Origin of the sequence: Candidatus Roseilinea sp. NK_OTU-006, assembly GCF_012931985.1 — a bacterium.
GTDB lineage: Bacteria > Chloroflexota > Anaerolineae > J036 > Brachytrichaceae > JAAFGM01.
The window spans coordinates 39,228-60,171 of sequence record NZ_JAAFGM010000007.1 but is presented as its reverse complement, the minus strand read 5'-3'; the positions used below and the strand labels follow the sequence as shown (position 1 = coordinate 60,171).

Here is a 20,944-nt window from a genome sequence, read left to right as displayed (position 1 = left end):
GATCATGGCCGTGGTGGTGAGCCTGGGGATGGGCGCGCTGCTTGGCCTCGCGCCTATGCCTCCCTTGCGCGCGGGTGCTGCGCCGGCGCTGCGCGTCTGGACGGAGCCGGGGGCATTGCACCTGGAGGTCGCGCTCGATTCGGCTGCCCTCGACGACGCCTTGCCCTTGCGTTGGCCGCTGGCGGATGGGCGCGCGTTGCCGTTTGCAGCTTGGCTGGTGGCTGTGCCGGATGCCCAAACGCTGCCGGCCGTGACGGTGCAGGCGCTGGACGCCGCGACGGTGAGCGACCTGCCCTTGCCGGCGGCAGCGCAGGACGCCCTGGCCCCGGCATTGCCGGACGCTTGGCCGCTGCGCGTCGAGCCGGTCGGGGTGATGCGCGGCGTGGCGCTGGCGCGTGTGCAGTTCTTGCCTGCGCGGCCAACTGCTGCGGGTTGGGAAGTGGTGCGCGCCTTGCGGGCGACCGTGCGCTGGCCGGCGCCCACCGGCCCCAGGCCGGGCGCGGCGACGCACGACGATGACCCGCTGCTGCGCGTCGTTCGCGGGCAGGTGGTCAATCCGCAGGAAGTCGCGCCGCCGCCTGCCGTCAAGGCGCGTGCGGAGCGACAGTCGGCCGGCGGGGTAATCGCATGGATAGACGTGGCGACCCCGGGGCTGGTGGCGATCACCCCTGCGGCTTTGGCTGCCGCGGGGGCGGCGGTCGGCTCGCCGCATGGCTTGCGGCTGCGCCGGGGCGGGGAAGAGGTATTGATGCTTTGGGAGGGCGATGGCGATGATGTCTTCGAGGCAGGCGAGCGGTTGTTGTTCTACGCCGATCCGCGCTTCAGCCGCTACGCCGACCACGACGCCTGGGCGCTCGAAGATGTCGGCGCGCCGGTGGCCCGCCTGAGCACGCGCGACGCCGCGCCGGGCGCGCTGTCCGCCGGCAGCTTGAACGCCACGCTGACCTTTGAGCACAACGCGCTATACACGCCGGACTGCGGTTGTCGCCCGCCGGCGCATCGCGACGGCGACCGCTGGGCCTGGGCCAACTTGCAGGCCGGCCAGAGCTGGACGCACGCCTTCACGCTGCCGCTGGCCGCCCCGCAGCCGGTCACGCTCACCGTGTGGCTGATCGGCTACACCGATCCGCCCCAAGCGCCCGACCACCGCGCGCAGGTCTGGCTGAACGGGGCGCTGCTCGGCGAGGTCACCTGGGATGGCCGGCAGGCGATCACTGCCGCGCTGGGCGGAATCGCCGGCGCCCACAACGCGCTCTCGGTGACCTTGCCCGGCCTGAGCGGGGTGGCGGTGGAAGGGAGCTGGGTGGATGCGTTCGCGGCGACCTTCGTCAGCGACGGGCAGAGCGTGGCCGGCCTGCCGTTGGGCGGCGACGACGCGCAGCGCGCTTACACACTTGGCGCGTCGCCGGCCTACCTGCTGGACGTGACCACGCCGACGCAGCCGGTGCGCCTGGCCAATGCCGCGCCGGTCGCCGGCGGTGTGCGTTTTGCCGATCCGCCTGCTGGCTTGCCGCGCCGCTATGTTTGGGCTGCGCAGCCCGTCGCGCCGCTGCGGGTGCGCCCGCCGGCGGCGCTCAACCCCGCGCAGGGGGCGCTGCACATCGTCGCTCCGTCGGCATGGCTGCCCGAGCTGGGCCGGTTGGTTGCGCGCCGGCAGGCGCAAGGCTTGAGCGTGGTGACGCAAACCTTGGAGGCGATTTACGATCACTACGGCGAGGGCCGCCCAGACCCAGCGGCCATTCGCGCCTACCTAGCCGCGCGCTATCAGGCCGATGCTGTTCGTCCGGCCTATGTGCTGCTCGTTGGGGATGGCACGCTTGACCCGAAACGTTATCGTCCCACCACGCCGCCCAGCGCCCTCCCCCCCTGGCTGGCCGAGGTAGATCCCTTCTTGGGCGAGACGGCGGCCGACAATCGCTTTGTGACGGTGGACGGGGACGACGCCCTGCCCGACATCGCGCTGGGGCGCTGGCCAGTGAACACGCTGACCGAGACGCGACAGCTTGTGAGCAAGACGCTGGCCTACGAGGATGCGCTGTTGACGCCGGCCGATCGGCGCGTGGTGATCGCAGCAGATGACGCCGATCTGGCCGGCGACTTCCCGGCCAAGGCCAATGCGCTGGCCGCGCACGTCGCCGCGCCGTATGTGGCTGTGACGGCGACGCTCACCGGCAGCGTATCGTTCACCGCAACGCGCGCCGCATTGCTGAGCCAATGGAACCTGGCCCGTTTGCTGCTTTACTCTGGCCATGCGTCGCCGCGCCAGTGGGCCGCCGAGCGCTTGTTCCACCGCGACGATGTGGCGACGCTGCCGCGCCGCGCTGCGCTGCCGGTTGTAGTTGGCCTGACCTGTTACACTGCCCGCTTCCACGAATTGCAAGATGCGCTGGATGAGACGTTGCTGCGCGCCGATGGGCGCGGCGCGGTGGCCACCTGGGGCGCGACCGGCCTCACCCTCAGCGCCGGTCACGACGTGCTGGGGCGGAATCTGACCGACGCCTGGCTGGCCGGCAGCCGGCTGGGCGATGCAACCCTGGCCGGCAAGCTGGCGCTGGCGGGCGGCGGCTTGTACCTCGATTTACTCGACACCTACACCTTGCTCGGCGACCCTGCGCTGGCGCCCGGCTTGCGTTGGGCCGCTCAGGCGCTGTATCTACCCCTCACAAGACAGTGATGAAGGTGAACGCATGATGAAACGTCCTCTCGCTTCGCTCGCTCTGGGATTGATCCTGTTGGCGGTGATGGCGGTGATGAGCGTGCTGGTCGCACCGCAAACGCCGACTGTGCCGCAGGCGCCGGCCGGCTTTACCGAAACCCCCACGCCAACCGACACGCCTACGCCGACGCCAACCAATACACCCACCCCGACGCCGACCGAGACCCCCACCCCTACGCCCACGCCGACCCATACGCCAACGCCAACGGCGACGCCGCCCACGAGCCAGCCGCCGCCGGCTGCGCCCACCGCGACGCCGCTGCCGGCGCTGTTTGATCCGTACATCATCAAGCAGGTCAACCTGGAACAGGCGCGGCCAGGCGATATTGTGGTGTTCACCATCGAGGTGATCAACCCCAACCCGGTGAGCATTGACAACGTTGTGGTGGGGGATGCGATCTCGCCGCTGGTGGATTATCTGAGCGCCAGCGTGCCGCGCGGGAATTTCAGCTTCGACGCCGGCTCGCGCACTTGGACGCTGGCCCTGGGGACGATGGGGCCGGGCGAGCGGGTGGTTTTCACCATCACCACGCGGGTGAACGAGCGCGCCCAGCCGCCGGCGAACGTGCTGAACACCGCGGTGCTCACCAGCAGCCAGGGCGTGACACAATCGAACACGGTCGCGGTTTTGATTGTGCCGGCCGAGTTGCCGGGCACCGGGCGGCGATGAGGCCGGTCAGCAGGCGTGAGGCATTGCGCGCGCTGGCTGGGCTGATGCTGGCATGGCCAGGGGTGGGCGCTGTTGCTCCATCGCCGCCGGCGGCGTTGAGCATCCCGGCGTTGGGGCTGCGCGATGCGCCGGTAGTACTGCTGCCCATCGTCAATGGGGCGTGGGATGAGAGCCGGCTTGGCGCGCGCGAAGTGGGCCTGTTGCAGACCACCGGTCGCTGGCCGGGAGATGCGCTGGCCATGGTGCTTGCGGCGCACGTCACGCTGGAGGGCGGCGCGCATGGCCCATTCTACGGATTGGCGGCGTTGCCTGTCGGCGCGCGCGTGATATTGCAGACGCGCAGTGGTCAGGTGTGGCGCTATCGCACCGTGAGCCATCAATTGTTGCAGCCGAGCGATGTAAAAGCCATCTATCGTCGCGATGGCCGTCGCCTCTTCCTGCTCACTTGCGCCACCTGGAGCCAGAGCAAGCAGGCGTATGTGCGTCGGTTACTTGTAGAGGCCAGGTTGGACACTAGGCCGGCCGAGCAACCCCGGTTAATCCTCGCTTTAAGTGGAATCTGAGCGTAATCTAGCCATCTTCGTAGGTCACAAGGGGGCTAGCTCGCGTTTATCTGCTAATAAGCGAGGATCACGGTGAAATGACCAGCGAAGGACGACTGAATAAACCCAGCATACACCAACCGGTCATTAATCATGCGACATTAGGTTGGCTCAAAGTGAAGTTCGAAGTGAGAGAAAAGTGGGATGCGGTAAACGGCCATAACCGATATCGCGTGGCGATTAAAAAGAGGTGCTGAATAGCGCACTGGTGGTTTACCCATCCTGCGATGCGCTTCGTCGCAGTAGGTTGGTCATCTCTCGCAAATACTCCCAAGAGTAAATGCCGAACCGACAACCGCCTTTCCACATGATATTGATGGCGTAGTTGCCCACCGGGTTGATCGCCTCCAACTCGTATGATCGGGGACGGATGATCTTAAGCGGGTCGGGATTGTTGCGTTCCTCATTGCAGGTGGCGCAAGGGCATAAATCGCTCAGCAGCGCGAAAGGTAGCTCAGATATCTCCCCGTCGTCCCAAGTGATTGTGAGGACGGCTTTTGTCTTGTCGGCGGTAATCTGGGTCGGTCGCATACGCGGCGTGAATTCTACGCGACCTCAGATTTCGGCGCAGCAGTTCCGCTAAGTGCTTCGCGCCGACAGCTTAGTCACATACCGGCAGCGCGGGTTCCAGACGCGCGTGCGCCGTTGGCCCTTCTTTGACTTCACTCAAGCGCATCGCGCAGACGCGCCCGCGCCTTATTTCCCCGCCTACTTTTCCGCCCGGGAAGCTGTTGCCACAGTGCGAACAGCCTGTCATCCGCACAGCGACTCTGCGCAGCGCTGGTAACGACTGCCTGACCGTTTCCAATGCGTGCGGCGATCGGGCCGGGCGTTCAGGCGACGGTTGAGCTTTGCAACTGTCATGCCGGCGGCGCGCCGGAAGCCTAGCGCGATGCTCGTCTGGGGGTCTATCCCAGCGGAGTGGCATAATGGCGCGGCATGAAATCGAAAGCACCGTCCGATCGGTCTGGTGCTGCAGATGAATGGTGGGCAAAGCCCGAACTAGGTAGCCGGCGCGAATCCGATGGACTTCAAGCTGACCGAAGAGGCCGTGCAGCGTAATCCGAATCGGGTGTCCTATCCTGGCGGGGTGAAGCGATGGCCGACTAGCGCGCCATCCGCGGCTATCGCGCGCGGGCGCTGGGTGGCGGAGCGGACGGGTTCTTGGATCAACCGCTTCCGACATTTGCCGACCGGTTGGGAGAGGGCAAGCGGCCTGGAGTCCCGGGCGTTTGGTATCTTTCAGATTGAAACAGATGTGAAACGAAGAGGAGAGACGATCTAATGCACTACGACGTCAAAGACACAGACCTGGCGACTTCGGGTCGCTACAAGATCGAATGGGCCGAGCAAGAGATGCCCGTGCTCCAGCTTATCCGCGCGCGCTTCGCAAAGGAGCAGCCGCTGAGGGGTGTGCGCGTGGCGGCCTGCCTGCACGTCACCAGCGAGACGGCAGCGTTGGTGCGCACCTTGCAAGCCGGCGGCGCGGATATTGTGCTGTGCGCCAGCAATCCGCTCAGCACACAGGATGAAGTCGCTGCTTCGCTCGTCGTCCATGACGAGATCCCCGTCTTTGCCATCAAGGGCGAAGATAATGCCACGTATTACCGCCATCTGAACGCGGCGCTCGACCATCACCCGCACATGACGATGGATGACGGCTGTGACCTGGTGAGCGTGCTGCACAAAGAGCGTCCGCAGCAAGTGGGCGAGGTGCGCGTCGGCACGGAGGAGACGACGACCGGCGTCATCCGGCTGCGCGCGATGGCCAAGGACGGCGCGCTGCGCTTCCCGGTGCTGGCGGTGAACGACAGCATGACCAAGCACTACTTCGACAATCGCTACGGCACCGGCCAGAGCACGATAGACGGCGTGATCCGCGCGACCAACATCTTGCTGGCCGGCCGCACGGTCGTCGTGAGCGGGTATGGCTGGTGTGGGCGCGGCGTGGCCGCGCGCGCGCGCGGCTTGGGCGCGCATGTGATCGTGACCGAAGTGGATCCGCTGAAGGCGCTCGAGGCGCTGATGGATGGCTATCAGGTGATGCCGTTGCTCGAAGCCGCCAAGAAGGGGGACGTGTTCATCACCGTGACGGGCGACAAGAATGTGATTGATGAGCAGCACATCGCCGTGATGAAAGACGGCGCGATCCTTTCGAACTCCGGCCATTTCAACGCCGAGATCAACATCCCTGCGCTAAAGAAGCTGAGCGACGGTCGCCCGCCGCGTCAGGTGCGCCCCTTCGTCGAGCAATACACGCTCAAGGATGGCCGACGAATCAACCTGCTGGGCGATGGCCGGCTGATCAACCTGGCGGCGGCGGAAGGCCATCCGGCAGCAGTGATGGACATGAGCTTCGCCAACCAGGCGCTCGGCGCGGAATACATGCTCAAGCACGGCGCTGGCCTCAAGCCCGACGTTTACACCATCCCCGAAGAGATTGACCGTGAAATCGCCCGCCTCAAGCTGCGCAGCATGGGCGTGGAGATTGACACACTCACCGAAGAGCAGGCGCGCTACTTGGCGAGCTGGGAGGAAGGGACTTAGCCGACGCCGAGGGAACAGGCGGGGCAGCATCGAAATCGCGCGCTGCCCCGCGCCTGTGCATCCGGCCGGACGATGGGCTCAACGGCCGGCTCGGGTGAGCGCGCCGGCGGATGAGCGATCGACAGAGTAGACCAGGCCCTGGGCGTCTGCATCTACCAAGACGTGCGTCGGCGGCGCGCGCAAGGTGAGCAGATATTCGGCCAACTTCTCGCGCAATTGGCGCTGCAGAATGCGCCGCAACGGCCGCGCGCCCAAGCCCGGCTCGGTGTTCTGGGCCAGGAGCCATGCCCGCGCTTCTGGCGTCACTTCCAACACAACACCTTGCGCCCTGGCCAGCTTCGCTTCGCGAGCGATCATCAGGTCGAGTATCTTCGCCATCGCGTCCGGCGTGAGCGGCTTGAACATGACGATCTCATCGAGGCGATTGAGGAACTCCGGCCGGAAGAATGCCCGCACATCCCGCATGGCCAGCTCATGCGCCTGCTCACCTAGCGTCAGATCGTTCAAGTAAGGCGCACCAAGGTTGCTGGTGAGGATGATCACCGTCTCGGCGAAGTTTGCTACGCGCCCCTGCCCGTCGGTCAGCCGGCCCTCCTCCATCACCTGCAACAGGATGTCGAGGATGCGCGGATGGGCTTTCTCCACCTCGTCGAACAACACCACAGCGTAAGGCGACTTGAGGATCTTTTCGGTGAGCTGGCCACCGCTCTCGTAGCCTACGTAGCCCGGCGGCGAGCCGATCAGCCGGTTGATGGTGTCGTCTTTCTGATACTCGGTCATGTCCAGCGCGATCAGGTGGTCTTCGTTGCCGAAGAGGAATTCCGCCAGCGCCTTGGCGAGCTCGGTCTTGCCCACACCGCTGGGGCCGAGGAAGAGGAACGAGCCGATCGGCCGCTTGGGGTCTTTCAAACCGACGCGCGCGCTCTTCACCGCCCGGCTGATGGCGAGGATGGCATCGTCCTGTCCGATCACGCGCTGTTGCAGCGCCTGCACCATTTGCGCGTATTTGGCGCGCTCGTCCTTGCTCAGTTTGGTCACCGGGATGCCGGTCATCATGCTGACGGCGTAGGTCACATCTTCGGCGTCTATGATCGACGTCGTAAGTTGGGCGTGGGGGGCAGGAGCGCGCGACTCCCGACGCCCGACGCCCGGACCTTTCACGATGGCACACGCGCGGTGCAACACTTGCACAGCCGCGCCCGGCAACGGCATTGCGCCGATGTAGCGTGCGGCCAGCGTTGTCGCCGCTTTAATCGCGCTGTCATCCACGACAAAGCCATAGTCGCGCTCGAACTCCGGCTTGTGCAGCGACAATATCTGGAGGCACTCGTCGGGCGTCGCCGGCGGCACATGCAGCACATGCGCATGCTCGACGACCGGCGCGTTGGCGCGAATGCGCTCGTTGTATTCAACCTCGGTGGTCGCGCCGATCACAGCGCACGCGCCTTCGATCATCGCCTTGTGCAAGTCCTTCATCGCGCTCATCTGCGCGCCGGTTTCGGCGCGGCCGAAGAAACGATGAATGTTGGCGATGAACAACGCCCCCCCTTCCGCCTGGCGCAGCGCCACCTGCATGGCCAACTGCGGGTTATCTAACCATGCGCTCTCGCTCACCTCGATGATGCGCTCGAGTCCGGGTGGTCCCTTCCCCTCGGCGACCAGGAAGGCCAACGACTGGGCTAAACTGCGGCGGCCGCTGCCCGGCATGCCGACCAGGAAGGCGTTGCGCCCGCGCGCCAGCGACAGCACGCTGACCAATTCCTGCAACAGCCTCTCACGTGGGAAGAGCGGCGCAAGCCGGCCGCGTTTCACCTCCGCCACCCAGTCCACCGTTGTGGTGCGCTTGCTGACAACCCCCTCCAACATGAGCGCCGCAAGGGCGCTGGGCGTCACCCCTTTGCGCTGCAACAATCCGGCGGTGCTGACGCCGGTCTGAGAGAGCGCGCCGAGCAAGTGCTCTGTGCCGATGTAGATCTCGCCGTGGGCCAGCGCGATAGCGCGCGCCTCGTCCAGCGCAATCAACATCTCGTCGCTGAGCGTCGCCGCTGCGTTCTGGTCGGTGATGTAGTCGAACTTGGCCGAACGGCCTTCGCGCGCTCGGGCCTGCGCCTCGGTTTCGCGTTCGAGGTCGGCCGGTTTGAAACCACGACTTTCGGCCAGCTTTTGGATGGCCCGGTAGGCCGTAGATTCAGGCATACGCAGCAGCGCCAGCAAGGCGATCTCGGGCATCAGCAGCGTTTTGCCCATCTGACGCATGATGTCGCTCGCGCGGTTTAGGGCGCGGCGTGTGGTGGCGTCGAGCAAGTCCTTGTTCAACGTGGCCATGAGCAGAGATTATCGCCCATGCGGGGTATGCCGGGCCGCTTCGATGCGCGTGCGTTGCGCCCACCCATCCCCCTGACGGGCCAGCGTGCCGGCGCGCGATCCCGACCGGTAGTTGACTTTTGGCGTGCGATGTGTAAAATCCTGATTGTCTGAATAATCGGAACTATTATATTGTTTGGACTGACCACCACTCACCACCATGCTGCGCGGCATTGAATCAGACCTTTTGGAATACATCATCGCGAACGGCTTGCAGGCGGGAGATCGGCTGCCGCCGCTGGAAGAGCTGAGCGCCGAGCTGCGGATCAGCATCGGCAAACTCCGCGAACAGCTCGAAGTGGCGCGCGTGCTTGGCTTAGTTGAGGTAAAACCGCGCACCGGCATCCGCGTCAGCCCTTTCAGCTTCCTCCCCGCCGTTCGCTTTAGCCTGCTCTATGCGCTGGCTCAGAACCGCAAACTCTTCGACGCTTTCAGCGAACTGCGCAACCACATCGAATTTGCCTTCTTCCATGAAGCCGTTGCGCTGCTGACGAATGAGGACACGGCTCGCTTGAAATTACTGATTGAGCGGGCCTTTGCCAAGCTGGAGGAACATCCGCCGCGCATCCCCCATGAAGAACACCGCGAGCTGCACCTGACGATCTATCGCCGCCTCGACAACCCCTTCGTCAAAGGCTTGCTAGAGGCCTACTGGGATGGCTACGAAGCCGAGGGACTGAGCGTGTTCTCCGACTACGACTATCTGCACGAAGTGTGGACCTATCACGCGGGGATCGTCAACGCGATCGTTGCCGGCAACGCGGACGAAGCCTATCGGCTGTTGGTTCAGCATACCAGGCTGTTGCAAAAGCGACCCAAGGCGCGCGCGTTGCACGGCCGAGTGAACGACGACGCCCTAACCTCGGAGGACAAAACCATCGCCCGACCGACGATTGCCGCATGATGAATTTCAACGCCCGGCGGCGAGTTTGCCGGGCGTAGGTATCGCAAATGAGTTTGAACGAACCCAAGACGGTTCAGGAGATGAAAATGCTGAGAGACCTTACCGCGCTGACCAGCGCAGCGCCCGAAACGCCCCAACCTGCGCGTGATACGAGTCCATTGCGCTTACCCCATGAATCCATCGTGAACGACTTCGCCATCACCGTTGCCACGAAGAACGGCTCCGGCAGCCAGACATCCAATGCGATCCTGCTGCGCGCCCTCTTCAAGATGGGCATCCCGGTCAGCGGCAAGAACATCTTCCCATCCAACATCCAAGGCCGGCCGACCTGGTACACCATCCGGCTGAGCAAGGACGGCTACGTGGCCCGCCGCGAAACGACCGAGATCATGATCGTGCTGAACCCAGATACGATCCTGGAAGACCACCAGAACACCGCGCCGGGCGGCGTGTTCATGTATGCCGACGACATCAAGCTGCCGGTGCGGCGCAGCGACCTGCACTACTATGCCATTCCGGTCAAGGAGATGGCGCGCCAGCACGAGCCCGATCCTAAGCTGCGCACCTACGTGGCCAACATGGTGTATGTCGGCGCGATCGCCCAGTTGCTCGGCATTGACCTGGATGAGATCGAAGCCGCGCTGATGTTCCATTTCAGAGGCAAGACCAAGCCGGTGCAGAGCAACATGCAGGTGGTACGCGCTGCAGCCGCGTGGGCTGCCGAGCACTTGATCAAGACCGACCCCTATCGCGTGGCGCGCATGGATAAGACCAAGGGCCAGATCATGATTGATGGCAACACTGCCGCGGCGCTTGGCGCGATCTATGGCGGCGTGGGGTTCGTCGCTTGGTATCCCATCACGCCGGCCACCAGTCTGGCCGACGCGCTGAACGAATATCTGCCCAAACTGCGCATTGATCCTGAAACCCAAGCGCCGACCTACGCGGTCATCCAGGCCGAAGATGAACTGGCGGCATTGGGCATGGTCATGGGCGCCGGATGGGCCGGCGCGCGAGCGATGACATCCACCAGCGGCCCCGGCATCTCGCTGATGGCGGAGTTCGCCGGCCTGGGCTACTTCGCTGAGATCCCGGCGGTGATTTGGGACGTGCAGCGCATGGGGCCGGCCACCGGCCTGCCCACCCGCGTCTCGCAAGGCGACATCATCGCGGCCTACTGGCTCGGCCACGGCGATACCAAGCATCCGGTGTTGCTGCCCGGCTCGGTCTACGAGTGTTTCGAGTTCGGCTGGCGCGCTTTCGACCTGGCTGAGCGCCTGCAGACGCCGATCTTCGTGCTGAGCGACTTAGACCTGGGTATGAACCAGTGGATGAGCAAGCCGTTCGATTACCCGGAGGAGCCAATGGATCGCGGCAAGGTGCTTACCGAGGAACAGGTGAATGCCATGCGCGGCTTCGCCCGCTACAAGGACGTGGACGGCGACGGCATCGGCTGGCGTACGCTGCCGGGCAATGAAAGCCCGTTCGCCGCCTATTTCACGCGCGGTTCCGGCCACAACGAGCGCGCCATGCTCTCGGAGCGCGCCGACGACTGGGAGAACAACATGGATCGCCTGGCGCGCAAGTTCGAGACGGCCCGCAAGTTGATGCCGCCTCCCGTGATTGACATGGTCGAAGGCGCGGAGATTGGGATCGTCGGCTTCGGCTCCACCGACCCGGCCATCCAGGAGGCGCGCGCCATGCTCGAGGCCAAGGGCATTCGCGCTTCGTATCTGCGCCTGCGCGCGCTGCCCATGAACGACGACGTGACGATGTTCCTGGCGTCGCATCAGCGCATCTACGTGGTCGAAATGAACAGCGATGCGCAACTGTGCCAACTGTTGCGCCTGCACTCACCCAAGGACGCCGAGAAAGTGCATCCGGCCAATCACAACGATGGCTTGCCGCTAACGGCGCACTGGATCACCGAGGAGATTCTGTATCAGGAGACGCGACATTGAATCTGGCTTGCGCGCTGGGGTCTACCGCAGCGCGCAAGCCAGCAAGCAGGAGAGATCACCATGACCCTGGTCAAGAACGGAAGCGTCGCCACGAACGGCGCTCAAGCAACCACCGCGCACGGCGCTCAACCCAAGGCGCCGGTTGCAAGCGCACCTGGTGTGAACATCATCGGCCTGGTGAAGGCCGACTACAAAGGCCTGGAGTCCACGCTGTGCAACGGCTGCGGGCACGACTCGATCTCATCGCAGATCATTACCGCATGCTACGAGCTGGGCGTGAAGCCCGAGCACATCGTCAAATTCAGCGGCATCGGCTGCAGCAGCAAATCGCCGGCCTACTTCATGAGCCGGTCGTTTGGTTTCAACGCGCTGCATGGCCGCATGCCGTCGGTGGCGCAGGGCGCGCTCATGGCGAACCATACGCTGCGTGGCCTGGGCGTCAGCGGCGACGGCGACACCGGCAGCATTGGCCTCGGGCAATTCATGCACCTCATCCGCCGCAACCTGCGCATGGTCTACATCATCGAGAACAACGGCGTCTACGGCCTGACCAAAGGTCAGTTCTCGGCCACCGCCGACGTAGGGCAAGAGCTGAAACACGCCGGACGCAACGAGTTCCCGCCGATCGACCTGTGCCGCGCCGCGATCGTGGCCGACTGCGGCTTCGTCGCCCGGTCATTCGCCGGCGATCCCAAGCAAGTCGTGATGTTGCTCAAGGCCGCGCTCAGCCATCGCGGCACCGCCGTGCTCGACATCATCAGCCCCTGCGTCACGTTCAACAACCGCGACGACAGCACCAAGAGCTATACCTGGGGCAAGGCGCACGATGAACGCATTAACGATTTCGGCTTCGTCATGTCGCAGGAAGAGATTCGCGTGGACTACGCCGAGGGCGAGACGAAAGAGGTCGAGCTATTCGACGGCTCAAAGATCGTCCTGAAGAAGCTGGACGGCAGCCACGATCCGACGGACAAACAAGCGGCGCTGCGCTTGCTCACCGAGGCCCATGAGCGTCAACTGTTCATCACCGGCCTGCTCTACATCAACAACGAACGGCCCAACTTGGCCGAGACCTATCATCTGGTCAAGCCGATCGCCTCGTACCAGCAGGACAAGCTGCGGCCTTCCCGCGAGAGCTTACAAAAGATCATCAGCGCCATGTACTGATTGCGCTCCCGCGACGTATTGCACTCAATCGCCCTCCCATGCAACAGGTCAGATCTGCTGGAGCGGTCTGACCTGTTTTTGCATCATCCCGCCCCAGGGCTAACCACAGGTGAGGCAAAGCACATGCAGCGCCGAGCCGGCGCCGGGCAACCCGAAGCGCGTGGGACGTCCAAAATGCCGACAACACCCCTCCGCGGGCTTCAGCCTGCAGGGGGCGGTGAATGGATCGGGCATGTTGCGCAGATGCTGAGTAGCGGCGTTACGCCCCGCGAATCACTTTGCGCACCTCTCGCACAACCGTTTCGGTCGGCGTCTTCATCCCGTAGGCGAAGCGCCAGCGTCCCTGAGCGTCAAGCACAAACGTATCGGCGGTGTGATCCACGGTGTAGGTCGTGGAATTGCCGACGCGATTAGATCGGAAGTGCGCGCCGTATTCCAGCGCGATCAGCCGCACTTGGCTTTCCGGTCCGGTCAAGCCGATGAAGTCCGGGTCAAAGATGCGCACGTAGCGCCGCAGCACTTCCGGCGTATCGCGTGTTCCGTCCACGCTGACGAACACGAACGCGACCCGCTCCGCATCTTTGCCGAGCGCCGCCTTCACCTTGCGCATCTCGCTCAGCGCAAGCGGGCAAACGTCCGGGCAATGGGTGTAGCCGAAGAACAGCATCACCGTCTTGCCACGCAGGTCGCTCAGCCGGGTGACGCTGCCGTCGCTGTTCGTCAGGGCGAAATCCGGCATCGGCCGCGGCGGGGTCAGATAGGCGATGGCCTGTGGCGCCTGAACGGCAGCTCGATTAGCCGCGCCGAAGAGGTAGCCGCTGCCGGCGGCGGCCAGCGCGCCGAACACCACCAGGCCCGCAGTTGCTGCGCGCAGCCGGGTCACTGGGCGCAGGAGTAACGCGCCGGCCAAAATCGCGCTTAGTTCGCCTGCGATCAAGGCCAGTGGCGCGACCATTGCGTCGGCGAGCGGCTGACCGCAGATGAAGGCCCAGAAGGCCGCCGGCGCCTCAGCCAGGAGCTTCACATCCTGCAGGTAAGCGGCGCCCAGGAACGACATCACGGTGCCGAATCCGATGAGCGCCGACGTCACCATCAGCCGCGCCAACGAGGCGGAGGCAGGGGGGAATGTGGGGCGGCGGATCGGCCGATTAGAGAAGATCATGACAACTTTTCGTTCCGAGAGACTGGGGCGTCCACGGAGAGCGTGGCGACATGGGCGCCCCAGCGGACGGTCAGGGCATAGGGGCGTTGCTGGTTGGCATGTAGCGGAGGATGTTCCAGCCGAGCTGGAAGTCCAACACTTCGGCGATCACCGGGCCATAAGCGATCAACAACAGGATGCCCAGAAGGCCCAGCCAGATGCCCCACCGCTCAAACCATAGAGGTGAGGTGCGGTCACCGCTCACCGTCTCAATCGGCACCTCACCTTCTGGCATCGGTCGGCGTGAGAAGAATAGCGTGCCGATGATGTTGGCGTAGAGCAGGATGGAGCTAATCAACAAGATGACGCCTGAGACGGCCGTCACGTCAAGCCAAAAGGCGCCGGCCGGGCTGAGATACGGTGATTGGCTGGTGAGCGCGCGGCGTGGGACGCCCTGCAGGCCGGCTTCGCCCATCGCCAAGCCGAACAGGGTCATGCCGATTAACCAGGTGAACACCTGGGCGAGGGCCATGTTCTTGCTGAACAAGGCGCGGCCGCGAATGGCCGGCAGCAGCCAATACAGGATGCCGATGTACGTCAGCATCACTGCGCCGCCAAGGGTCTGATGGAAATGTGCCGGCACCCACGAGGTGTTGTGGATCGTTGCGTTGAGCTGGGCCGAAGCGTTGATCAGACCGCTGAACCCTCCGGCGATGAAAAGCAACATACCCGATAGCTGCGCCGCGACGACCGGATCGTTCCACTTCTGCTTGAATGGCCAGTCGAACAATGTCTTCGCTCCGCGGTTGCGCGCCGCGTTCTCCAGCGCTGCGCCGACGTTGAACGCAGTCATGAAGCTGGGGATGCTCACGATGAGCGTGAGGAGCGTCTGCACGCCCTTCGACGATGCGCTGATGCCCGGGTCGCTGAATTGGTGATGCACGCCGACGGGCACAGAGAACACTACGAACAAGATGAACGCCACGCGCGCCAGCGGTTCGCTGAACAGCTTGCCGCCGGCTTGGCGCGGCAACATGGTGTACCAAGACACGTAGGCCGGGAGCAGCCAGAAATACACCAGCGGGTGACCGAAGAACCAGAACAGCGTGCGCGCCAACTGTGGATCGGTCACCTTCAAGATGCCCAGCGAAGCCGGCAGCAGCATAAACACGATCTCGATGGCCACGCCGATTGTCGCGACACACCACACGATGAAGTTCACGATGAGGGCGAAGACAGCCAACGGCACGCGCTCGTTGGGATGTTCCCGCTTCCAGTCGCGGTAGGTCAGGAAGATATTCGCCGACGCCAGCCATGAACCCAGCGCCAGCAACACCAGGCCGATGTAAAACAGCGCCGGCGCGATCATCGGCGGGTAGAACGTGTAGAGCACTGCCGACTGCTGCGGCATGGTGAGCAGGACAAACAGCATCATCCCCAAGCCGACGGCCATGGCGACAAATGCGGCCCAGCCCATTGCGGTGGACTTGATCGGCCGTTGCAGCGTGCGCTCGGTGACGAAGTAGCTGAATCCGATGATGAAGAACGTGGTGAAGAACAAGGCGTTCATCACGCCATGTGCTGTCACCGCTTGGTAGTAGAACGTGAAGATCGGGATCGTCGGGAAATACTGCACGAACGTCGGCGACCGGTGGAACGTTTGGAACGGCCCCATGAAGATGCCGAACATCAGCGCGATGAGCGCCGCGATGATATGCGCGCCGATCATCATTTGCTCGCGCTTCGCCAGTTTCAGCGTGGTCGGCGTTGCCGGCGCCTCGAACGTTTGGGGAAGAGTAACGCTTGCCATAACAGTCTTCCTCATCAATGGCTTACTCAACGATGATGACGCCGTACATCACCTGATGACCGGCGCCGCAGTAGTGGTTGCAGATGATGTGGTATGTGCCCGGGCGGTTGAAGGTGGCGCTGGCGCGCGCTACCTGGCCGGGGACTAGCTCCAGGTTCAAGGTGTGCTTCTCGATCTGAAAACCATGCATCACGTCCTTGCTGGTCACGTAGAAGGTGACCTGGGAACCGCGCGGGAAGCGCAGCACGGCGGGATTGCCGGCCTCCGGCCCGGCATCGAACGCCCATGACTTTGCGACGATGACTGCCTCGTAGCGGTTGTCGGCGATCTTGCGCACACCTGGCTTGGCGAAAATGGTTTGGTCTAGCCGCTGCGGGTCTATCCGCTCCACCGGCGCCGGCAGGCGAATGCCAAACACGGTGACGGCCACGATCGTCGCAGCCACAAATGCGCCCAGCGTGATCCCCACAGCGATCAGCCAATACCGCTCAAGTTTGTTGATCTCCATACATGGATGCTCCTGAGTAGTCAGATCAACTGCCTGCCCCACGCTCGATTACGGTGAGGAACCACAGATACGCCCAATACAAGCTGTATCCAAGCAGCATGAGAAAGACGAAGAGGACGATGCCTCGCGGTTGGAAGCCGGAGTGCTCGCCATTCGGCTCGGGCGGTTGGGGGAGATTCACCGACTTTTCTTCCATAAGCGTTAACAGCCCTTTGAAAAGGTTACACCTGGCATAGCCGTTGCTACAGTGTAAAGGGAACCGGGTTAGATTGCACTCGGCGATTGGACGGGCTTGTAGGCTGGTCAGTCGGCTAGTCTTGCCGTAATGGCTCTCAGTTGGGCAGAAGCACCGGCTGTGGCGCGCGAGGGGTAATCGTCGCCGCCCGGTCGAAGCCGCGCGCGCGCAGGGCCGCCATGATTTGCGACGCGGCCGGATGCGGCGCGCGTCCGTCGCGCTGGGTGAGCACGGCGACCCTGGCAGCGCCAGGCGGGATGCCTTTCAGCCCACCGATGGGATGCGCGAGGAGTGCGATGACCAACGCCGGCGTGATGATGCTGCCCGCCGGCGTCTGCGTAAGTTGGGCGATGTGCTCCACGCGATGTGCTACACGCGCGTCAAGCGGCTGACCGATGGCGTCGAGGTTGGCCAGGACGCATACAACGTCGGCGCAAGGAGGGATCACGGGTTCGCCATCGCCCGGCGCTTTAATGCGCAGATTGCGCGCGCCGTCGGCTTCCACCAGGATCGAAACCGGTCTTTCGCGTGTCGTGGCAGCTTTCAGCTCACAGATGGCGTCCGGCGCGAAGCCGATGAGCTTGGTCTGTATAGTAGGCATACCGGCTTCGCGGGCGGGTGTTGGGTCGGGCGTGCCCTCAATCTCTGAGGCTAGGCAGGCTGCACGCCATGTGGCTGAAGCGTCGAGCGCCGGCGCAAAGTCTGCCATCGGCCCGATGTGGAGCAGATCGAACGCGCCTGATGCCGGCTGCCAAATCTTCGTCGTGGTGGTGAAGATGACGCGCGCGCTGTGTGTCACGAGCGCCTGCGACAGGCGCCAGCATAGCGCGGTTTTGCCGCCTGCGCCGACGACCGCGACGCAGTCGCCGGGGCGGATCGCCAGCGTGGTCAACAGATCCATAGGGCTTGACTAGGCCGCGCCGGGGGAGACCGCTTCTTCCCCCTCTGCTGCAAGTTTGGTCGTTGGCCACTGAGCGGGCTTGACGATAGCGCGCGCAAAGATGAGAAAACCGGTGTGGGCGACCATGCGATCCTGGGGACGTAGCCGGTCGGCCACCGGCTTGTAGCGCCGGGTCAGAATCTCCTCCACGTCAATCAGCCCAAAAGCCGCGTCTTCTAACGCGCGCAATAGGTTCACCACCTGATTGGTAGTCGGCACGAGTGCGCCGAAGAAACCGCCGTCCTTCAACACCTCGCGCGCCTGCGGCACACAGGTCTCCGGCTCCGGCATGTCCAGGAAGACGGCGTCCACTTTGCCCTCCACTCTGAAGCCTTGTGTGCTGTCGGCGTGGATGAACGTGACGTACGGATCCAGTCCGACGCGCTCCATGTTGTGTCGTGCCAGCTCGATGAAGTCCTGGCGAATCTCCTGCGAATATACGTGGCCGGTGGGCATGACCGCAGTGGCCAGCGCCAGAGTCAGCCCGCCGCTGCCGCAGCCGCTCTCCAGGATGCGTGCGCCGGGCTTGGCGTTCATCCGCATCAGGATGTAGGCGCTGTCCTTCGGAAAGATCACTTGCGAGCTGCGCTTGATGTGCTTGATGAGGTCAGCTGTGCTGGGCGGGACGATGACATAGGGGTGGCCCAGCGACGAATGAAGGACGCTGCCCCAAGGCTGGCCAATCATGGCGTCGTAGGCGATGAAGCCGTGGTGCGTCTCGAACTTGTGTCCGGCGCGCACTCGCACCAGGTGCGCTTTGTCGCGCGTGTCCACGAGCAGCGCGAGGTCTTGGTCTTGAATGGTGTCCACAGCGATCAGGATGCTATTCTATTGCACGCTAAAATCGTGTGTCGTCATGAGAGCCATCCTCGCCTGGAGAAGCCATAAACCAAACTGTGTGATCGCGTGCATTGCTGCTATCGGGCTGGTGGCATGTGGCGCGCCGGCGCCGGCGGCGCCGCTGTCTGCGCTGCGCATCGTCGAGCCAGCACAAGGCGCGCGCCTGACGATCAACACAGAGGTGCCGGTGCGCGTCGAATATCGCGGCGCGGACTACGTGCAGGTTCATGTCTGGGTCAACGGCCGGCGCGTGGGTGCGCTGCCGATGCAGCCTGGCCGCACGGACGCGTCGCTGTTGTGGACGCCGCAAACGCTTGGTAATCACGTGCTGTACCTGGAAGCGCGCGACGCAGGGGACAAGCTCATCGCGCTTTCGGATGTGATTGCAGTGCGCGTCGAAGCGCCTGAGCCGACCGCGGTGCCGACCGCAGTCCCGACGTTGGAGCCGACCTTGGCACCTACGCCGGAGCCATCACCCGCACCAGCGGAAGCAGCAGCCATGACTGCCACGCCAGTGCCTTCCCCTACGGCGACGCCTGGAGTGACTGTGTCGAACGACTTCGTCAACCTACGCGCCGGCCCTGGCACTCGCTATGACTTACTGGGCCGGCTGAGCCGCGGTCAAACAGCCCGCGTGACGGGCAAGAGCAGCGATGGGCAGTGGTGGCAAATCAGCGTAGAGGGCAGGACGGCCTGGGTATTGGGGCAATATGTGCAGGCGAACGATGCGGCGCAAACGGTAAGCCCGGTGGAGGCTCCGCCGCTACCTACGCCTGCGCTGCTAAAAGTCGCAGTGGCCCCGACCGCGGCGCCCACTGAGGCGCCGCCGATGCCTACGCCTACCGTCCTGGCTGAGCCGGAGTGCAATCCCTCGAACCCCTATTGGGCGGCTACGCTCAACAACGCGCCCGATTACACCTTTTGCACGCCGGTGCCGTTTGAGTTCGTGCCCAATGCCAGCCCAGACCCTGATGAACTGGTGATTCGCTGGCACATCTACGGCATCCAGTCGCTGGAGCTGCGCATTGATCCTAGCGGTGATGACTGCGGGATGGGATCGCGCGGCTTACGCCAGCCAGTGCCGTTCAAAGAGGATAACTTCCGGCTGAATCGTCGCGATTGGCCCCCTGGCGGCTACAAGATTGGCTTGTTTGCCACGCTTCACGATGGCCGCATCCAAGACTGGGGCGAACTACACTTCTGCGGCAAGGGATGAACGATCTCACGAGAGCGATTGTCCGGCCGCCTGCATGACAGTGTTCAAGTCCTTGTCGCCGCGGCCGCTCAGGTTGACCAGCAAGATGTGATCGCGGGGGAGCTGCGGGGCGCGCTTGAGCGCCTCGGCCACCGCATGCGACGATTCTAAAGCCGGGATGATGCCCTCAAACCGGCACAACGTGTGGAATGCGTTTAGCGCCTCGTCGTCGGTCGCCGAGGTGTATTCCGCGCGGCCGATGTCGCGCAGATAAACATGCTCCGGCCCAACGCCGGCGTAGTCCAGCCCCGCCGAGATGGAATGCGTTGCGGCGATTTGTCCATCGGCGTTTTGCAACACCACCGTCTTCATGCCTTGAAAGACGCCGACCTTGCCCTGAGGGAATTGAGAATGATTGCCATCGTCAGAGTTCTCAATTCTCAATTCTTCATTCTCAATTCGCGCGAAGCGCGCCGCGTGCTTGCCGGTCTCGACACCGTCGCCCCCGGCCTCGACGCCGATCAATTTCACTGATGTGTCGTTCAGGAAGCCGTAGAAGATGCCGATGGCGTTGCTGCCGCCGCCGACGCAAGCGATGACCTGGTCGGGCAGTCGGCCGGCTTGTTCTAGGATCTGTGTGCGCGCTTCCTTGCCGATCACGCTTTGGAAGTCGCGGCACATCAGCGGATACGGGTGCGGCCCGAGTGCACTGCCGATGATGTAGTAGGTGTCGTGCGGATGGGCGACCCAGTCACGGATCGCTTCGTTCACGGCGTCTTTGAGCGTCTTTGTGCCGCTCTCCACACCGCGCACCTCGGCGCCGAGCAGGCGCATGCGAAACACGTTCGGCTCTTGGCGGGCCATATCGACCACGCCCATGTAGATGACGCACTCCAGCCCCAGCAAGGCACACGCCGTTGCGGTGGCGACGCCGTGTTGGCCGGCGCCGGTCTCGGCGATGATGCGCCGCTTGCCCATGCGTTTGGCCAGCAGGGCCTGGCCCAGCGCGTTGTTGATCTTGTGCGCGCCGGTGTGCAGCAGATCCTCGCGCTTGAGGTAAATTTGTGCGCCGCCGAGGTGGGTGCTCAGCCGCTCGGCGTGTGTCAATGGCGAGGGACGGCCGACATAGGTCTTGAGCAGATGCGCGTATTCGGCGCGAAATCCGGGATCATCGCGCAGTTCCTCATACGCCTCGGCCACCTCGTCCAACACCGGCATTAGCGTCTCGGGCACAAAGCGCCCGCCGTAGGGGCCGAATTTGCCTTGAGCGTTGGGCACAGGAGGATAATCGGTTGCAGGTGTGAGATATGTGCTCATTGCTCCCGAATGTACACCGATTGCGCG

Annotated in this window: 17 protein-coding genes; 8 read left to right on the top strand and 9 right to left on the bottom strand. The window is 63.8% G+C overall.

Going from position 1 to position 20,944, the window contains the following annotated elements; all coding sequences use genetic code 11:
* The first annotated feature begins 4 nt into the window (after positions 1–4).
* The 3 genes from GXH28_RS06010 to GXH28_RS06000 are packed head-to-tail and all read left to right on the top strand — an operon-like array spanning position 5 to position 3,949.
* On the top strand, positions 5–2,674 hold the full coding sequence (locus GXH28_RS06010; RefSeq protein ID WP_240550228.1) for a C25 family cysteine peptidase: 2,670 nt from the start codon (positions 5–7) through the stop codon (positions 2,672–2,674).
* A gap of 13 nt (positions 2,675–2,687) precedes the next feature.
* On the top strand, positions 2,688–3,386 hold the full coding sequence (locus tag GXH28_RS06005; protein ID WP_169238117.1) for a DUF11 domain-containing protein: 699 nt from the start codon (positions 2,688–2,690) through the stop codon (positions 3,384–3,386).
* The gene (locus tag GXH28_RS06000) at positions 3,383–3,949 is read left to right on the top strand and encodes a sortase (protein WP_169238116.1); all 567 of its coding nucleotides are present in this window, start codon (positions 3,383–3,385) and stop codon (positions 3,947–3,949) included. Before GXH28_RS06005 ends, GXH28_RS06000 begins: the two co-directional genes overlap by 4 nt.
* Positions 3,950–4,201: 252 nt before the next feature.
* Here the strand turns inward: GXH28_RS06000 and GXH28_RS05995 are convergent, their stop codons facing one another.
* The gene (locus GXH28_RS05995; RefSeq protein ID WP_169238115.1) at positions 4,202–4,519 is read right to left on the bottom strand and encodes a gamma-butyrobetaine hydroxylase-like domain-containing protein; all 318 of its coding nucleotides are present in this window, start codon (positions 4,517–4,519) and stop codon (positions 4,202–4,204) included.
* Between the two features lie 753 nt (positions 4,520–5,272).
* On the opposite strand from GXH28_RS05995, the gene ahcY reads away from it, so the two are divergent.
* On the top strand, positions 5,273–6,535 hold the full coding sequence (gene ahcY / locus GXH28_RS05990) for an adenosylhomocysteinase (RefSeq protein WP_169238114.1): 1,263 nt from the start codon (positions 5,273–5,275) through the stop codon (positions 6,533–6,535).
* A 78-nt stretch (positions 6,536–6,613) separates the two neighbouring features.
* Here the strand turns inward: ahcY and GXH28_RS05985 are convergent, their stop codons facing one another.
* A complete protein-coding gene (locus GXH28_RS05985) occupies positions 6,614–8,860 on the bottom strand; it encodes an AAA family ATPase (protein ID WP_169238113.1) in 2,247 nt (748 codons plus the stop codon).
* A 199-nt stretch (positions 8,861–9,059) separates the two neighbouring features.
* On the opposite strand from GXH28_RS05985, the gene GXH28_RS05980 reads away from it, so the two are divergent.
* The 3 genes from GXH28_RS05980 to GXH28_RS05970 are packed head-to-tail and all read left to right on the top strand — an operon-like array spanning position 9,060 to position 12,931.
* Entirely contained in the window at positions 9,060–9,803 is a 744-nt protein-coding gene (locus GXH28_RS05980) for a FadR/GntR family transcriptional regulator (protein ID WP_255464534.1), read from the top strand.
* Positions 9,804–9,850: 47 nt separating this feature from the next.
* Positions 9,851–11,764, top strand: a complete 1,914-nt coding sequence (locus GXH28_RS05975) for a 2-oxoacid:acceptor oxidoreductase subunit alpha (protein WP_240550220.1) — start codon at positions 9,851–9,853, stop codon at positions 11,762–11,764.
* 60 nt (positions 11,765–11,824) lie between these two features.
* Positions 11,825–12,931 (top strand): 2-oxoacid:ferredoxin oxidoreductase subunit beta, encoded by a 1,107-nt coding sequence (locus tag GXH28_RS05970; RefSeq protein WP_169238111.1) that lies wholly within the window; start codon positions 11,825–11,827, stop codon positions 12,929–12,931.
* Positions 12,932–13,190: 259 nt separating this feature from the next.
* Here GXH28_RS05970 and GXH28_RS05965 read toward each other — a convergent pair whose 3' ends face one another.
* From GXH28_RS05965 to GXH28_RS05940, 6 genes are all read right to left on the bottom strand, one after another.
* Positions 13,191–14,093: an SCO family protein gene (locus GXH28_RS05965; RefSeq protein ID WP_169238110.1), complete on the bottom strand. Its 903-nt coding sequence runs from the start codon at positions 14,091–14,093 to the stop codon at positions 13,191–13,193.
* A gap of 70 nt (positions 14,094–14,163) precedes the next feature.
* Positions 14,164–15,882, bottom strand: a complete 1,719-nt coding sequence (locus GXH28_RS05960; protein WP_169238109.1) for a cbb3-type cytochrome c oxidase subunit I — start codon at positions 15,880–15,882, stop codon at positions 14,164–14,166.
* 22 nt (positions 15,883–15,904) lie between these two features.
* Complete coding sequence (locus tag GXH28_RS05955; protein WP_169238108.1) at positions 15,905–16,390, bottom strand: cytochrome c oxidase subunit II; 486 nt, start codon at positions 16,388–16,390, stop codon at positions 15,905–15,907.
* Positions 16,391–16,415: 25 nt separating this feature from the next.
* Positions 16,416–16,586: a hypothetical protein gene (locus GXH28_RS05950; protein WP_169238107.1), complete on the bottom strand. Its 171-nt coding sequence runs from the start codon at positions 16,584–16,586 to the stop codon at positions 16,416–16,418.
* Between the two features lie 136 nt (positions 16,587–16,722).
* Positions 16,723–17,526, bottom strand: coding sequence for a selenium cofactor biosynthesis protein YqeC (gene yqeC, locus GXH28_RS05945; RefSeq protein WP_169238106.1), 804 nt, complete (start codon positions 17,524–17,526; stop codon positions 16,723–16,725).
* Between the two features lie 9 nt (positions 17,527–17,535).
* Positions 17,536–18,375: a tRNA (adenine-N1)-methyltransferase gene (locus GXH28_RS05940; RefSeq protein ID WP_169238105.1), complete on the bottom strand. Its 840-nt coding sequence runs from the start codon at positions 18,373–18,375 to the stop codon at positions 17,536–17,538.
* A 46-nt stretch (positions 18,376–18,421) separates the two neighbouring features.
* On the opposite strand from GXH28_RS05940, the gene GXH28_RS16730 reads away from it, so the two are divergent.
* Positions 18,422–19,621: an SH3 domain-containing protein gene (locus tag GXH28_RS16730; protein ID WP_169238104.1), complete on the top strand. Its 1,200-nt coding sequence runs from the start codon at positions 18,422–18,424 to the stop codon at positions 19,619–19,621.
* 6 nt (positions 19,622–19,627) lie between these two features.
* Here the strand turns inward: GXH28_RS16730 and trpB are convergent, their stop codons facing one another.
* Positions 19,628–20,917, bottom strand: a complete 1,290-nt coding sequence (trpB, locus tag GXH28_RS05930) for a tryptophan synthase subunit beta (RefSeq protein ID WP_169238103.1) — start codon at positions 20,915–20,917, stop codon at positions 19,628–19,630.
* Between the last annotated feature and the right edge of the window lie 27 nt (positions 20,918–20,944).

Excerpts from the sequence above, each read along its gene's own strand:
- GXH28_RS06010 (WP_240550228.1), top strand. The coding sequence starts at position 5 with ATGGCCGTGGTGGTGAGCCTGGGGATGGGCGCGCTGCTTGGCCTCGCG.
- yqeC (WP_169238106.1), bottom strand. The coding sequence starts at position 17,526 with ATGGATCTGTTGACCACGCTGGCGATCCGCCCCGGCGACTGCGTCGCG.
- GXH28_RS06000 (WP_169238116.1), top strand. The coding sequence starts at position 3,383 with ATGAGGCCGGTCAGCAGGCGTGAGGCATTGCGCGCGCTGGCTGGGCTG.
- GXH28_RS05970 (WP_169238111.1), top strand. The coding sequence starts at position 11,825 with ATGACCCTGGTCAAGAACGGAAGCGTCGCCACGAACGGCGCTCAAGCA.
- GXH28_RS05975 (WP_240550220.1), top strand. The coding sequence starts at position 9,851 with ATGAGTTTGAACGAACCCAAGACGGTTCAGGAGATGAAAATGCTGAGA.
- GXH28_RS06005 (WP_169238117.1), top strand. The coding sequence starts at position 2,688 with ATGATGAAACGTCCTCTCGCTTCGCTCGCTCTGGGATTGATCCTGTTG.
- GXH28_RS05980 (WP_255464534.1), top strand. The coding sequence starts at position 9,060 with ATGCTGCGCGGCATTGAATCAGACCTTTTGGAATACATCATCGCGAAC.
- GXH28_RS16730 (WP_169238104.1), top strand. The coding sequence starts at position 18,422 with ATGAGAGCCATCCTCGCCTGGAGAAGCCATAAACCAAACTGTGTGATC.
- GXH28_RS05985 (WP_169238113.1), bottom strand. The coding sequence starts at position 8,860 with ATGGCCACGTTGAACAAGGACTTGCTCGACGCCACCACACGCCGCGCC.
- GXH28_RS05965 (WP_169238110.1), bottom strand. The coding sequence starts at position 14,093 with ATGATCTTCTCTAATCGGCCGATCCGCCGCCCCACATTCCCCCCTGCC.
- GXH28_RS05960 (WP_169238109.1), bottom strand. The coding sequence starts at position 15,882 with ATGGCAAGCGTTACTCTTCCCCAAACGTTCGAGGCGCCGGCAACGCCG.
- ahcY (WP_169238114.1), top strand. The coding sequence starts at position 5,273 with ATGCACTACGACGTCAAAGACACAGACCTGGCGACTTCGGGTCGCTAC.
- trpB (WP_169238103.1), bottom strand. The coding sequence starts at position 20,917 with ATGAGCACATATCTCACACCTGCAACCGATTATCCTCCTGTGCCCAAC.
- GXH28_RS05950 (WP_169238107.1), bottom strand. The coding sequence starts at position 16,586 with ATGGAAGAAAAGTCGGTGAATCTCCCCCAACCGCCCGAGCCGAATGGC.
- GXH28_RS05995 (WP_169238115.1), bottom strand. The coding sequence starts at position 4,519 with ATGCGACCGACCCAGATTACCGCCGACAAGACAAAAGCCGTCCTCACA.
- GXH28_RS05955 (WP_169238108.1), bottom strand. The coding sequence starts at position 16,390 with ATGGAGATCAACAAACTTGAGCGGTATTGGCTGATCGCTGTGGGGATC.